Source organism: Phaeobacter piscinae (assembly GCF_002407245.1).
Taxonomy (GTDB): Bacteria; Pseudomonadota; Alphaproteobacteria; order Rhodobacterales; family Rhodobacteraceae; genus Phaeobacter; species Phaeobacter piscinae.
This window is the reverse complement of sequence record NZ_CP010681.1, coordinates 2,468,049-2,481,223: the sequence shown is the minus strand read 5'-3', so window position 1 is coordinate 2,481,223 and position 13,175 is coordinate 2,468,049. Positions and strand designations below refer to the sequence as shown.

General features: G+C 64.8%; 12 protein-coding genes and 1 tRNA gene. 1 reads left to right on the top strand and 12 read right to left on the bottom strand.

Annotated elements, in window-relative coordinates; translation table 11 throughout:
* Positions 1–442 precede the first annotated feature (442 nt).
* Positions 443–2,542, top strand: coding sequence for a TonB-dependent siderophore receptor (locus phaeop14_RS11645; RefSeq protein WP_096789618.1), 2,100 nt, complete (start codon positions 443–445; stop codon positions 2,540–2,542).
* Positions 2,543–2,695: 153 nt separating this feature from the next.
* Here phaeop14_RS11645 and phaeop14_RS11640 read toward each other — a convergent pair whose 3' ends face one another.
* From phaeop14_RS11640 to phaeop14_RS11585, 12 genes are all read right to left on the bottom strand, one after another.
* Positions 2,696–3,547 carry a TonB family protein gene (locus phaeop14_RS11640; RefSeq protein ID WP_096789617.1) on the bottom strand — a complete coding sequence of 284 codons (852 nt, stop codon included), beginning with the start codon at positions 3,545–3,547 and terminating at the stop codon, positions 2,696–2,698.
* Positions 3,544–3,921 carry an ExbD/TolR family protein gene (locus phaeop14_RS11635; RefSeq protein ID WP_096789616.1) on the bottom strand — a complete coding sequence of 126 codons (378 nt, stop codon included), beginning with the start codon at positions 3,919–3,921 and terminating at the stop codon, positions 3,544–3,546. Before phaeop14_RS11635 ends, phaeop14_RS11640 begins: the two co-directional genes overlap by 4 nt.
* Positions 3,922–3,930: 9 nt before the next feature.
* Positions 3,931–4,308: an ExbD/TolR family protein gene (locus phaeop14_RS11630; protein WP_014875497.1), complete on the bottom strand. Its 378-nt coding sequence runs from the start codon at positions 4,306–4,308 to the stop codon at positions 3,931–3,933.
* A gap of 4 nt (positions 4,309–4,312) precedes the next feature.
* Positions 4,313–5,365, bottom strand: coding sequence for a MotA/TolQ/ExbB proton channel family protein (locus tag phaeop14_RS11625; RefSeq protein WP_096789615.1), 1,053 nt, complete (start codon positions 5,363–5,365; stop codon positions 4,313–4,315).
* Positions 5,362–6,414, bottom strand: coding sequence for a siderophore-interacting protein (locus phaeop14_RS11620; RefSeq protein ID WP_096789614.1), 1,053 nt, complete (start codon positions 6,412–6,414; stop codon positions 5,362–5,364). Before phaeop14_RS11620 ends, phaeop14_RS11625 begins: the two co-directional genes overlap by 4 nt.
* A 10-nt stretch (positions 6,415–6,424) precedes the next feature.
* A complete protein-coding gene (locus phaeop14_RS11615) occupies positions 6,425–7,207 on the bottom strand; it encodes an ABC transporter ATP-binding protein (protein ID WP_096789613.1) in 783 nt (260 codons plus the stop codon).
* Positions 7,207–8,223 (bottom strand): FecCD family ABC transporter permease, encoded by a 1,017-nt coding sequence (locus phaeop14_RS11610; protein ID WP_096789612.1) that lies wholly within the window; start codon positions 8,221–8,223, stop codon positions 7,207–7,209. Before phaeop14_RS11610 ends, phaeop14_RS11615 begins: the two co-directional genes overlap by 1 nt.
* A complete protein-coding gene (locus phaeop14_RS11605; protein WP_096789611.1) occupies positions 8,220–9,251 on the bottom strand; it encodes a FecCD family ABC transporter permease in 1,032 nt (343 codons plus the stop codon). Before phaeop14_RS11605 ends, phaeop14_RS11610 begins: the two co-directional genes overlap by 4 nt.
* A 1-nt stretch (position 9,252) precedes the next feature.
* Entirely contained in the window at positions 9,253–10,287 is a 1,035-nt protein-coding gene (locus phaeop14_RS11600; RefSeq protein ID WP_244905763.1) for an ABC transporter substrate-binding protein, read from the bottom strand.
* A gap of 302 nt (positions 10,288–10,589) precedes the next feature.
* Positions 10,590–10,666 (bottom strand) — tRNA-Arg (locus tag phaeop14_RS11595).
* Between the two features lie 34 nt (positions 10,667–10,700).
* Entirely contained in the window at positions 10,701–11,180 is a 480-nt protein-coding gene (locus phaeop14_RS11590) for a GNAT family N-acetyltransferase (protein WP_096789610.1), read from the bottom strand.
* A 187-nt stretch (positions 11,181–11,367) separates the two neighbouring features.
* On the bottom strand, positions 11,368–12,885 hold the full coding sequence (locus tag phaeop14_RS11585) for an ABC-F family ATP-binding cassette domain-containing protein (RefSeq protein WP_096789609.1): 1,518 nt from the start codon (positions 12,883–12,885) through the stop codon (positions 11,368–11,370).
* Between the last annotated feature and the right edge of the window lie 290 nt (positions 12,886–13,175).

Genomic DNA, 13,175 nt, shown 5'->3' with positions numbered 1-13,175 from the left:
TAATGGCAATCATGTTTGTCACTGTCTTCAATGGGGCGCGCTGAGCGAGCTGTTCCAGCTATGGCTACCGAGGGCGCGGTGTCAGGTCAGCGTTTCTGTCCAATTGTTTCGCGTGCGAAACATTCGGGCAGGGGTGTTGATACTTTTTCTGGGCGTTGCGCAGGGGGCGGGCGCAGATATCTGGTGACGCTGCAACAGATGTTTCGGCGGGGTTAACCGGACGCGGTCAAAGGGGGCGATGGCTGCTTTGCGATCTTATGGGGTGTGGGCGTGGTTTGCTGCGCTTGATGCGTGCGAAACCTGCGGTTTCTGCACCGGCTGCAGAGCTTTTGCAGCCGGGATTGGTATCAGGTCTTGCCAGCAGAACTCAGCCCGGCTACCCCCCAATCACCCAGCGAAAAGTCAGGCAGAACATCAACCGCAAAACAAGCGGAGACGGGACATGATTCTGCGACGCACTGCTGTGTCGACCTTTGCCCTGCTGGCCTCTGTGCCGGCAATGGCTGAAGTTGTCGAACTGGAACCAATTATTGTAACTCAGGACTCCGGGGATGCCTTCTTTGGCAAAAGCGTGTCCCTTGATACCGGCACGGTGGCCAAAACCGGGGATGCCATTGCCGAGACGCCGCGCTCGGTCACGGTGGTCACCGCTCAGGAGCTGGCGGAGCGCGGTGCCCAGAATGTCGAACAGGCGCTGCAATATTCTGCCGGGGTTGTTGGCGGCCAATGGGGGCTGGACAGCCGCGCCAACTGGTATCTGGTGCGCGGCTTTGACGCCAGTACCCTGCACGACGGGCTGCCCGCGCGGTATGGGTTTTACAATGACACCAAGCCGGAACCCTTCCTGCTGAACAGCGTCGAGGTGCTGAAAGGCCCGTCCTCCGGGCTGTATGGCAGCGGCGCAGTGGGCGGGGTGGTGAACACCACATCCAAAACCGCCGCACAGGAGGCCGAAAACCTGTTTCAGCTGCAGGTCGGATCCCATGACCGCAAACAGGCGGCGGTGGATGTCAGCGGTGATCTGAACGCGAGCGGCACCCTGCGCTATCGCTTTGTCGGTCTGCTGCGGGATGCTGAAACACAGGTCGATCATTCGCAGGATGACACGGTTGTTCTGGCGCCCTCGATCACCTGGCGGCCCAGCGACGATACAGAGCTGACCATTCTGGCCAACTACCAGAAAAGCGATGGCAGCCCGCTGATCCAGTTTGCCTCCATGGCGGGCACGCTGCTGCCTGCGACCGGGCTTGGCAATGGCGATTACCTGCCCAACAGCCTGTTTGTGGGGGAGCCGGGGTTTGACACGTTCAATACAGAACAACGGGCCATCACGGCGATGTTCAAACATCGCTTCAACGCGGTTTGGAGCCTCAACGCCAATGCGCGCTATCTGGAGAGCGACGGTGAATACCAGCATGCCTGGTGGGCCTTCGACAACTTCGGCTCAGGCCGGTACAATGCGGATGGCACCATCAACCGGACCTTCTACCGGGCTGAAAACACGCTGAAGACCTGGGGGCTTGATGCCTATGGCACGGCGGAATACCGGCTTGGTGGTTTCGACATGCGAACCATTGTCGGGGCGAGCTATACGCGCGGCCATTACGACAGCGACACAGGTTACGGCGCACAGGTTGGCCCGATTGATCCGTTCAACCCGGTTTATGTTGGTTACCCGACGGTCTCGGTGACGGATACACCGGGAACCTCCATCACTGAAACCGGCGCTTATGTGCAGCAGCGGGCCAGCTATGATGACCGGTTGTTTGTCGATTTTGGTCTGCGCTATGGCAAGATCGAGAGCGGGCCGAGTACCGGCAGCTTTGGTGCGACCAGCATCGCGGCCAGTGACAGCGAATGGACCGGCAATGCGGCGGTGATGTACCGCTTTGACAACGGCATCGCCCCCTACATCAGCTACGCCGAAAGCTTCCGTCAGGATGCGATTGGCAGCGATGTGAATGGCAAGGCGTTTGAGCCGACCCGTGGTGAGCAGTATGAACTGGGTGTGAAATTCCAGCCAGCAGGCAGTGATACGCTGCTGACGGCGGCGGTGTTCGATCTGACCAAATCCAATATGACGGTGGCGGATCCGGGCAATCCGGGCTTTCAGGTGCAGACCGGTGCCGCCTCGGCCAAGGGGTTGGAGCTGGAACTGTTCCACCGCTTTGGTGATCTGACAGTGGATGCGGCTTATACCTATCTTGATAGCGAAGATGCCGAGGGCGATTATATCGCGCAGGTGCCGAAGAATGCCGCCTCGCTGTGGCTGAACTACGCCCCCGAAGCGGGCGCCTTGCAGGGCTGGAGCTTTGGCGGCGGCGTGCGCTACAACGGCGAAGCCTGGGGGGGAACCGGGACCTATCTGACGCCGTCCTATACGCTTTATGATGCGGCTGTTTCTTACGGTCAGGACAATTGGCTGGTGTCGCTGAATGTGCAGAACCTCACCGATGAGCGTTATGTCACCACCTGTCAGGGCGGTGCCTGCTATTTTGGCGACGGGCGAAACATTGCCCTGACACTGACGTCGAAGTTCTGAGCCTTAGCCACAGCTAAGGGTGAACGGCACCTGCGTCCGCAAGACCTGCGGGCGCAGTTTTTTGTTTTGGTTTGAGCCACTTGGGTGAGTAGAAATGAAAACGGCCCGCCTGAGGATTGCGGGCCGTTTGGACATTGCCATGGACCTGACGGGCTATTTGGAGAAGGTCATCGGCAGGTTGAAGGTCATCTGGTTGAGAGACAGCTGTTTGGGGGCGGCAGGGAACTTGCGGGCGCGGGCCACGGCCTGAAGAGCGGCCTGGTCCAGCGCTGCATTGCCAGAGGATTTGGCGATGCGGTGGCTGATCAGCTGGCCGTTGCGCGCCACGGTGATGCGCACAATGACCTTGCCGTTGCCTCTGGCGCCAGAGGGGTAGCGTTTGCGCCGTTCGACGCGGGCGCGGATTTTTGCGCCCCAGATGGATTTCAGTTTTGCCTGTTGCCCGGCCTGCGCCGTCGCAGCGGCGGCGCGTCCGGCCTGACCGGCCTGCGCACCACCCCCCGACCCGACGGCGCGCTGGGCCGCGCGGCCTGCGGAGGTCTGCTTGGCCTTTTGGGCGGTCTGCGGGGTCGGTTCCTGTTTGGGGCGCGGTTTTGCGCGGGGGCGAAGATCGGGATCGGGTTGCGGCTCTGCCTTTTGCGGTGGCGGAGGCGGGGGAGGCGGTGTCGTGTCCAGTTGCAGCTTGTCGTCCGGCGTGGGCTTGGCAAGCGCGATCTGCCGCGCGGCACTGGGCGCCTGGGCCAGTTCGAACTGGGGCACCACAGGCGCTGTCGGGGCGGTCTGCGGTGGTGTCAGGGCGGTGTCGATCTGCGGTTGGGTCTGCGGCGGGCGCTCCCAGGTTTCGACCATCTCTGCGACGGTGGCGCTGGCGGCCTGCACCGAGACCATGGCATCGCTGCCCCCGCCGCTGGCCTCAGCACCGGATCTGGGCGCACTGGCAAAGAGCGCCACGTGAATCACCGTGGCGATCCCGGCAAAGACGGTGAGTTCGGCTGCACGTTTCATTGCGGGCTCACCACCAGTTCGGCGTGTCTCAGCCCGGCCTCGGCCAGCTGTCGCAGGATCCGCGCCAGTTCTGTTGCCTGCAGCCGCGCATCGGCGCGCAGCTGCACGGTTTTGCCGGGTGCGCTGGCAAGTCGGCTGAGCGCGGCGGGGCCTTCGCTGCCGTCGAAATGCAGCCGGCCCGTGGCGTCGATATAAAGCACATCGTCGGATTTGGCTTCGCCTTCCAGCCCGGCGTCGGGCGGGGTCACCTCAAACGGGTCAGGCTGGGCGAGGCGCGAGGTCATCAGGAAGAAGATCAACAGCAGGAACACGACGTTGATCATCGGCACGATGGATTCACCACGCGCGCGGCGGGGGGGATCGGTCAGCTCCATAGGGCCTCCTCACTCCACCAGAACAAAATTGGTGAACCCCGCCTGCCGCAGCAGGCTGGTCACATCGGTGATGCGTTGCAGATCGGCCTGATCGCGCCCGCGCAACACCAGCATGTCGCCGGGGCTGTCCATCAGCGGGGCCAGGGCCTCGGCCAGGTTGCTGTCGGCCACCGGCAGCCCGTTCAGGTCCAGATTGCCCGCGCCGATACCGATCAGCCGGGGCGGGCCGGTGTAGCTGCCGCCCTGACCTGCAAGCGGCAGGTCCAGCACCGCATCGGTGCCAAAGCGGGACGCCAGCATGAAAAACACCAGCAGCAGAAATACCACGTCGATCATCGGCGTCAGGCTGGGTTTGCGCCGGGGTTTCGGAGCTTGGGTGAACTGCATCGGGTTACTCAGCGGCGAGTTTCAGCGACTGGGGCTGATGGGCGACAAAGATGCGGGTGGCGCTGTCTTCGACGTCGCGGCGGATGCGGGTGATCACGGCCTCAAACCAGGTCAGCGCTGCGGAGGCTGGGATGGCTACGGCCATGCCGGCAGCGGTGGTCAAAAGCGCCTCCCAGATGCCGCCGGCCAGCAGCGCGGGATCGGCCTTGGACCCGGCGGCCTGTAATGCCTGAAAGGCGGCGATCATGCCCAGAACCGTGCCCAGAAGGCCCAGGAGCGGGGCAATTGTGGCAATCAATTCCAGCGCGCCGAGGCCAGTGCCGGCCGAGGCCAGATGCAGCTTTGCCACGCGGGCGGTTTCCTCGCGGGCGCGATCTTCGGGCAGGGTGCAGACGGAGGCCAGCGCGGAGGCGACGACTTTGGAGCGGATGCCCCGTCGGCCCCGGACGATGTCGCGGGCGCTGTCCTGTTCGCCCCTCTCAAAGGCGGCGACGGCGCGACCCGCCTTGCCCCGCGACCAGGCGCCGATCAGCGCCAGCCGCCAGATTTTCCACAGGATCAGCGCCAGCGTGATCACAGAAAGCGCCGCAATCGCCCAGATCGACGGCCCGCCGTCGCGCAGAAACTTGACCGCTTGCGCCGCCGCGTCGCTGGCGGTTTCAGCCAGCATCTCCTGCTGGGAGAGCGGTGCCTCGGGTTGGGGCGCGGGAGTTGCTGCGGACGTGTCATTGAGCGCGGGGCTGGTGTCGGCTGCGGGTGTCGTCTCGGCGCTGGGGCCTGCACCATCGGCAGTGGTGGTCGCGGGGGCGCTGGTGCCGGAGAGGCCTGGTGTTGGCGTTTCACCCGAGACGGCTCGCGCCGCAGGCGTCGATGTGCCCGCCGGGGCAGCCGGGGCAGCGGGTGCGGCGGGGGCCGTGGTGGCTGGGGCCGTGGTGGCTGGGGATTGCGTGGTGATTTGCGGCGCGGATGTGGTCGGGGCGACGGGGGCCTCCTGCGCCGCAGCCAGCGAGGGGATCAGCAACAGCGCGGCAAGGGCCGCTGGTCTGCGGATGGTCATGATTGGCTCCAATAGGCAGCGATATAGCTTTGTCCGGGGGCGGGTTTGTCCTGCTTTATCGCGGTGCGCAGGCGCTGCACGTCGGATTTTTCGCAGGCAAACCACAGGAAGTGGTCGGGGGTCCGCGCACGGGCAGTCAGGGCCAGATCGCACAGGCTCTGCTGGTCAGCGTGGCGCAGCCAGGTGACGGAGATGCCTTCTGGCGCGGTGATGGGATAGCCGCAATCGGCCCCGTCTGCGGCGAGGAAGACCGCCGCTCCGCGACTGTCACGCGGCAGGGTTTCCAGAATGCGGGCCGCTGCGGGCAGGGCGGTTTCATCGGCATAGATCAGGATTTGCGAGGTCTGCGGAATGCCACCACCGCCGGGGCCTGCAATCCGAAGCGTGTCGCCGGGTTTGGCGCCCAGAACCCAATTGGTGGCGCGGCCACCATCGTGCAGGAAGATGTCAAAGGTCATCTCTGCGGCGGCATGATCGATATCGCGGGCGGTATAGACCGGGCGGTGCAGCGCCTTGTCACCCGAGGGCCAGACAGTGGCGCCGTTTTCAGCCACATGAGGCCACGCGGGGTCGGCGCAATCCGCAGCGGGCAACAGCAGGCGGAAATGAATGGCGTCCTCCTGAAAGCTGCTGAGATCGGCCGCCTTCACCCGGACCCGCAGGAAGGCGCGGCCCACCGGGGTGATCGACATTACGGTGGTGACATGCACGTTCGGAGGCAGCGCGCCGACGGTGGCGGTGTCGGACCAGCGCAGGGTCTGGGACAGGCCGGGTTGCAGCTCTTCCAGATGTTCGGCAAAGCCATCTTTCAGCATATGCAGACGGTCGGGCAGGGCGGCAGAGACCCGGATTTCGATCCCGTCACCTTGAGCGGTGAAATGATAGTGGCCAAAGCTGGGCACCTCGACCGTGACGGCGCTGTCGCTGTCTTCGATGACCGGCAGCTCATGCTCCTGCGCCATGGCGACAAGGGGCGTGCGCAGGGTACCAAAGGCCAGCGTGGACAGGGTGGCGGTGGTCTGTAGCGGGAAGGTCGGGTTGATGGTCATGGGGTCTCACTCACTCCGGGATGACATGCGGGCTGCCGTGGACAGGATCGGCAATGATCCGGCAGGGCAAGGCGAAGACGGAGTGCAGGACGCCTTCGGTGACCACCTCCTTCGGGGGGCCTTCGCAGAAGACCTGCCCGTCTTTCAGCGCGATCATGTGACTGGCAAAGCGCGCGGCGAGATTGATGTCATGCAGCACCATGACCACGGTGCGCCCGGTGTCCCGGTTGAGCTGCTGCACCAGTTTCAGCAGTTCGATCTGATGCGGCAGATCGAGATAGGTCGTGGGTTCATCCAGCAGCAGGATGTCAGTGTCCTGCGCCAGCGACATGGCGATCCAGGCGCGTTGGCGCTGCCCACCGGAGAGCGCCTCAAGCGGGCGATCCGCGTGGGGTGTCATCTGGGTGAGGTCGAGCGCGCGGGTGACCGCCTCGGCGTCCTGTCTGGACCATTGGTGCAGCGGCGATTGATGCGGGGTGCGGCCCCGGGTGGCCAGATCGCGCACGGTCAGCCCCTCTGGGGCGGTGGGGGTCTGCGGCAGGATCGCAAGGCGCTGCGCGACGGCGCGGCTGCCCTGTCGGTGGATCGCCTTGCCATCCAACAGCACCTGACCCTTGCCCGCAGGCTGGAGCCGGGCCAGCGCCCGCAGCAGGGTGGATTTGCCACAGGCATTGGGACCGACGATCACGGTAAGCGCGCCATCGGGGAGATCTGTCGACAGCCCGTTGAGCACGGGCGTGCGGCTGTAGGACACCGAGAGATCCTCGGCGCGCAGGCGGGCGGTGGCAGCCATCACAGGGTTCCTTTTCTGAATTGGGCCAAGAGCAGACAGATCAGCACCGGGGCGCCAATCAGCGCGCTGAAGACACCGGCAGGCAGCTGGATCATCGGCACCGCGCGGGCGGCGGTATCGGCCAGCAGGGTGATCAGCGCGCCGGTGGCTGCCGCGGCCAGCAGCACGGGGCGGCCATTGGGGATCAGGCGGCGGGCGATAGGACCGGCGGCAAAGGCCACAAAGGGCAGCGGCCCGGCGGTGCTGACAGCCAATGCGGCAAGCAGGATGCCGGTGCCGGTGAGTGCAAGTCTGAGCGGTGACAGCGCCATCCCCAGCCCGGTTGCGATATCATCGGCCATGCCCAGCCGGGTGAGCGGGAAGTGCAGCCAGACCAGCGTCGGCGCCAGCAGCAGCAGGCCGCCCCAGACAAGAGCAACATCGCTCCAGCTGCGGGCGTTCAGCGTGCCGATCAGCCATTGCGCCATATCTGCGGCGGTCTGGGCATCCATGCGGCTGATCAGCAGATCGCCCAGGGCGGTCAGCACGAGGCTGGCCCCCACACCGGTCAGGATCAGCCGATAGGGCGGCAGGCCGCGCGACCAGGCCAGGAGGGTGACAACACTGGCAGTGATGAGCGCGCCGACAATGGCACCGGGCAGCACCATGCCACCGGTGAGCATCATCGCCACCAATGCGCCGCAGCTGGCCCCGGCGTTGAAGCCGATCACATCGGGAGAGGCCAGCGGGTTGCGCATCATGGTCTGGAACAGCGCACCGGAGAGGCCGAAGGCAGCCCCTGCGCCAAGTGCGGTCAGGATACGCGGCATGCGATGGTCCAACAGGATCATCTGCTGGATCGCGGTGCCGCCGCCGGTCAGGATCTCCCGCATGTCCGCAGGGCTCAGCGGGTAGCTGCCCAGGGTCAGGGCCAGCACCGCGGTCGCCAGCACCACGCTGAACAGCAGGGCCGCAGTGAGGACTGCGCGGCGCGAGATTTGCAGCGACAGGGCAGAGAGGCGGAGGGTCCAGATCATAGCTTGCGCACCCCGTTGCGGCGAACCAGCCAGATCAGCACCGGTCCGCCAATCAGCGCAGTCATCACCCCGGCCTGCATATTGCCGCCAAACAGCGCCAGCCGCCCCAGAAGATCTGCCGCGATCAGCAGCAGCGCGCCGAACATGGCAGAGAAGGCGAGCGACCAGCCAATCGCGGGACCTGCGGCCCAGCGGGCGATATGCGGCACGATCAGCCCGGCAAAGGCAATCGGCCCGGCCATGGCAACGGTTGCGCCACACAGGAGCACAATCGCGGCCCCGGCTGTGAGCCGTGTCAGCCCGGTGCGCACGCCCAGCCCCTTGGCGGTATCCTCGCCCAGCATCAGTGCGTTGAGGCCGAACCCTGCGATAATGGCCAGCAGCGCGCCCAGAATGAGAAACGGCAGCAGGGACTGGAGCGTCGCGGGCTGAATGCCGTCGAACCCGCCCAGCACCCAGAACCGATAGACATCCAGCGTCTGTCGGCTGACCAACAGCAGGGCACGGGTGAGTGCCAGGAACAGCGCGCTGACCGCAGCCCCGGCCAGGATCAGCCGCAGCGGGTTGGCCTGGCTGCCACCGCCGAGGAGGAACACCAGCACGGAGGCGGCCAGACCACCACCGAGGGCCACCCAGATGAATTCAGCCGGGTCGGTCACGCCCAGAACAAGAATGCACAGCACAACCCCAAGGGCTGCGCCACCGTTGATGCCCAGAAGGCCGGGATCGGCCAGCGGGTTGCGGGTCATCGCCTGGATCAGCGCGCCCGACATGCCAAGAGCCGCCCCCGCCAGCCCAGCACCGATCAGTCGCGGCAGGCGCATATTGCGCACCACGATATGATCGGCATTGTCCGGATCATAGTTGGTCAAAGCGCCCCAGATCTCAGCCCCGCCGGTGGCGCGGGCACCAAGGCTGAGGGCGGCAATGGACAGCAGGCCAAGCGCAAGCAACGCAGCCCCAAGCCACAGCAGCCGCAGATCGCCAGTGGGGGAGTGCCGAGGCAGCGAGAGTGTCGACGCGGTCATGTCAGGAGCCTTCCTTCGCGAGTAGCCCGGCATTTGCAGTGCTGCTCACCACGGTTGCGGGGTCGCCATCCGTCGCCGCCTCCAGCAGGGGCACCAGCTGGTCGAGCGCATAATCGAGGCTGAGCGGGCTGGAATGGGACAGCGCGGCGGACAGCAATTTGTCGGCATAGATCTCGCGCCCCTCGCGATAGGCCCGTGTGGTATGGCGCAGCGGCATCCGGGCGAGTTTTTCGACATTGCGCCCGGTATCCAGCCAGATCAGCGCATCCACATCCATCGCCGACGGGTCTTCGGCGGGGAATTCAACGTAAAATCTGTTGAGCGCATTTGGCCCGCCCGGCGCGTCCGGCACCGAAAACCCTAAGGCGGTGAGGAACTGGCCGCGAATATCGGCGCGGGTATAGGCGCGGGTGTGGCCGGCCCAGGCCATCATGGCGCTGGCGCCTTGCCATTCGGGATGGGATGCGCGCAGCTCGGCAAAACGCCCCTCAATCCGGGTGACAATCGCCTCCGCGGTGGTGCGCTTGCCGGTGGCGGTTCCCAGTCGCAGCAGCATCTGCTGCCAGGGGGTGCCATAGTCGCCATCCTCGGCGCGCGGCGGTAGGGTCGGGGCGATCTGCGACAGCAGCGCATATTGCTGTGCGGTGATGCCGGACCACTGCGCAGCGATCAGATCAGGCTCCATGGCCGCGATCCGTTCGATGTCGACCTCGCCCCGCATCACCACCGGTTGAGCCTCCCCAAGCGCATCATGCCCCCAGGGCCAGACGCCATAGGGGTCGCTGCCGTACCACTTGCGCAGCGCATAGGGGCGCTCTCCCAATGCCAGCAGAAAATCATGTCCGATGAAGCTGAGCGAGACGATGCGGGTGGGTTTGGCGGGCACCGTTGTGGTGCCGTAGCGGTGGTCGATCACTGCCGGAAAGGGATCCGCGCTGCCGGGCAGCGGCAGGAGGCCCAGCACCAGCGCGGCCAGGGGCGCTGCACAGGCCATCAGGGGGGTGCGCCAGCCTGATCCACGCCGGGCAAACCGCATCGGGCCGTGTTTTTTCCCTAGTTTCCGAGATGGTTGGGCCTGTCTCACGTGTCTCTCCAGCCAGCGGCAGGGGGTTGCCGCAGTGTTGATCATTCTGTTGATCGGGGATGGCTGGATTTCGGTGCCGCGAGAGGCGCAGAATCTTGCTGAGAGCGCCATTTCGGGCGCGTTCCGTCACCTATTTAACCTTAGTTCTTTTGTCAAGTTAAGGGGGGTGGCCTGTCGCAGAGGTCAGGCAGGCATCGTGTGAGCCGACCAGACATGGTCGGTCTGTCGCATATTGCCGAATGGTAAAGGCGTACTGGCGATCCCTGAAGGACTCGAACCCTCAACCTGCTGATTAGAAGTCAGCTGCTCTATCCAGTTGAGCTAAGGGACCGCTGGCGCCAGTTATGACAGGACGCGGGGAAGGGTCAAGTCGCGGCGGGCAGGTCGAGGCGCATAAAGAGCGACCAGGGGTCTTGGGTATAGCCTTCGAACGGCGGACATTCGACAAAACCGTAGCTCTCGTAAAGCCGTCTTGCGGCAAGAAAATCGGGTGTGGAGCCGGTTTCCAGATAGATCGCTGTTGCCTGTTCCGCGCGCGCCCTGTGCAGCAGAAATTCAAGCATCTGGCGCCCGGCGCCGCTGCCGCGGGCCTCGGCCAGGGTGTGCATGGATTTCAATTCGCGCCCGCCGCCTGACAGCGTTTTGAGAGCCCCCATTGCAATCGCTGTGCCCTCGCGCCGCAATAGAAAGAAGGCCACATCCGGGGCGTCAAGCCCGCTGCCGTCGAGCGCGTGGCAACTCTCTTCGGGGGATTGCGCGGCCATCTGGTCCAGATGACGGCGGATCAGCGACCGGGCCTCGGGCTCTGCCGGGCTGGCGCGGGTGATGGCAATCGTGGCGGGCATTGCGGGCTATCCTCTGGTCTGGCCTTACCCCGCTTTGGGGCCGGTATCGCTGCCCGCAGGGTCGCCAAAAGCCCGTCGTGGCGCAAGCGGTTCTGCGGTTCCGAGGCGACGAGGTGCTTTGCGGACAGCGCTTTGCCCAAAATTTAGGCAGGTGGCGGCGGGGCGGCTGGCCTGCCGCCCCGGTCTGTCAGAGGGCGGCCATTTCAGAGGCGAGGAAGGCCTCGGGGCTGGCGACCTCCTCCAGGCGGCGACCGCGAATCTGCCAGAACCGATTGCCAACTGCGCGCAGGAAGCTGCGATCGTGGCTCACCAGCAGACAGGCGGCACCATGGGCGACCAGCTCTGCCTCCAGCGCTTCCTGCCCTTCGATATCGAGATGGTTTGTCGGCTCATCCAGGAGATAAAAATTCGGGTGTTTGAGCCGCAAAAGCAGCATCGCCAGCCGCGCCTTCTGTCCGCCCGAGAGGGCCGCAACCGGGGTATCCTGCAGGGCGAATTTGACCCCGGCACCCGCCAGCAGGCTGCGCGCGGATTGATCGCCAACATCTGAGGCCGCCGTGACCAGCGCCAGCGGGGTTTCCGGCCCGGACAGCTGGCTGAGGTGCTGATCCGAATAGGCCGGGACAACCGAGGGCGCGCATTTGATATCCGCGCGCGTGCCGGTCAGGGCCTGCTGGATCATCCGGACCAATTGCGTCTTGCCAGTGCCATTGGCGCCCAGCAGGACGATGCGGTCACCGGGGGTGATCCATTTCTGGCCCGTGGTATAAAGCGGCCGTCCGCCCGGTGTGTCCACCGTGAGATCATCCAGTGTGATCAATGCCTTGGCGTGGGTGCCGCTGTTGCCCAGCCGGATGTCACCTGCGGAGTGTTCGCGGTGCGCCGGGGTGGCCGCAGCCTCCAGCCGGTCGGCGCGATCCGCCAGCTGCTTGGTCTTGGTCAACAGCAGGTCGGAGCCGGAGTTGGTGCCGACATTTTTCAGCTTGGCCGCCTGCTGGCGCAGCTGCTGGGCCTTCTTCAGGTCATTGCTGTGGCGGCGCGCCTCAGCGGCGTCATGGTCGTCCAGAGCGCTGCGGGCTGCGGAAAACGGCAGCTGAAACACCCGCGATCCCTCTGCTCGCAGGAACAGGGTGCGCGTGGTCGTGGCATCCAGAAAGGCGCGGTCATGGGAGGTGATCACCATCGGTAGATCGCGCGGGCGCTGCGACAGCCAGCCTTCGAGAAAGGCGATGCGTTTCAGATCCAGATGGTTGGTCGGCTCATCCAGCAGCAGGAGATCCGGCGTATTGATCCAGGCGGCAGCGAGCATGGCGGTGCGCTGCCAGCCGCCGCTGAGCGTGCCCAGCGGCTGGTGCTGGAAGTCATACGGCACCTGCAGCTCATCCAGCACCACATCAACGCGCCAGCTTTCGTAATCGGCCTGATCGACTGGCAGCGCGGCCTGCACCCAGTCGTACAGCGTGATTGGCAGCGCGTCTGCGGGCAGGCTTTGTGTCATATGGCCGATACGCAGGCCACGGGCGCGGGTGATTTCGCCTGTGGTTGGGGCCAGCTCATTGGCGAGACAGGCCAGAAGGGTTGATTTCCCGCGCCCATTGGCGGCGACCAGACCGATCCGGTCGCCTTTTGAGAGGGTCAGGGAGAGGTCGGAGAACAGCGGATCGCCAAGGGTGACACCCAGGGCATTGAGATTGATGACAGTCATGGAAAACTCAGCTCAAGAAGATATGGCCGCGGCAGCGGCAATAGGCAGACCAGTTTCTGAGACTTTCCTCTGGCCAGCCCTGCAAACGGATTTACAGGGCCAGACGGGGGCCGTGCTGAAGTCGGCGGATGATACGCATGTTCAGCTGATGCCCTCCCATTGTGTGTGTGACCGTTGCTGCAAGGCTAGAAAACTGAGCGGTGCTTGGCAAGGGGGCGGTCGCTGAGGCGTGTTGGATGTGTCGTTACGCCTTTACCAATTCTTAGACCCGCATGGAGGATAGTCCCAAT

Excerpts from the sequence above, each read along its gene's own strand:
- phaeop14_RS11645 (WP_096789618.1), top strand. The coding sequence starts at position 443 with ATGATTCTGCGACGCACTGCTGTGTCGACCTTTGCCCTGCTGGCCTCT.
- phaeop14_RS11640 (WP_096789617.1), bottom strand. The coding sequence starts at position 3,547 with ATGAAACGTGCAGCCGAACTCACCGTCTTTGCCGGGATCGCCACGGTG.
- phaeop14_RS11635 (WP_096789616.1), bottom strand. The coding sequence starts at position 3,921 with ATGGAGCTGACCGATCCCCCCCGCCGCGCGCGTGGTGAATCCATCGTG.
- phaeop14_RS11630 (WP_014875497.1), bottom strand. The coding sequence starts at position 4,308 with ATGCAGTTCACCCAAGCTCCGAAACCCCGGCGCAAACCCAGCCTGACG.
- phaeop14_RS11625 (WP_096789615.1), bottom strand. The coding sequence starts at position 5,365 with ATGACCATCCGCAGACCAGCGGCCCTTGCCGCGCTGTTGCTGATCCCC.
- phaeop14_RS11620 (WP_096789614.1), bottom strand. The coding sequence starts at position 6,414 with ATGACCATCAACCCGACCTTCCCGCTACAGACCACCGCCACCCTGTCC.
- phaeop14_RS11615 (WP_096789613.1), bottom strand. The coding sequence starts at position 7,207 with ATGGCTGCCACCGCCCGCCTGCGCGCCGAGGATCTCTCGGTGTCCTAC.
- phaeop14_RS11610 (WP_096789612.1), bottom strand. The coding sequence starts at position 8,223 with ATGATCTGGACCCTCCGCCTCTCTGCCCTGTCGCTGCAAATCTCGCGC.
- phaeop14_RS11605 (WP_096789611.1), bottom strand. The coding sequence starts at position 9,251 with ATGACCGCGTCGACACTCTCGCTGCCTCGGCACTCCCCCACTGGCGAT.
- phaeop14_RS11600 (WP_244905763.1), bottom strand. The coding sequence starts at position 10,287 with ATGCGGTTTGCCCGGCGTGGATCAGGCTGGCGCACCCCCCTGATGGCC.
- phaeop14_RS11590 (WP_096789610.1), bottom strand. The coding sequence starts at position 11,180 with ATGCCCGCCACGATTGCCATCACCCGCGCCAGCCCGGCAGAGCCCGAG.
- phaeop14_RS11585 (WP_096789609.1), bottom strand. The coding sequence starts at position 12,885 with ATGACTGTCATCAATCTCAATGCCCTGGGTGTCACCCTTGGCGATCCG.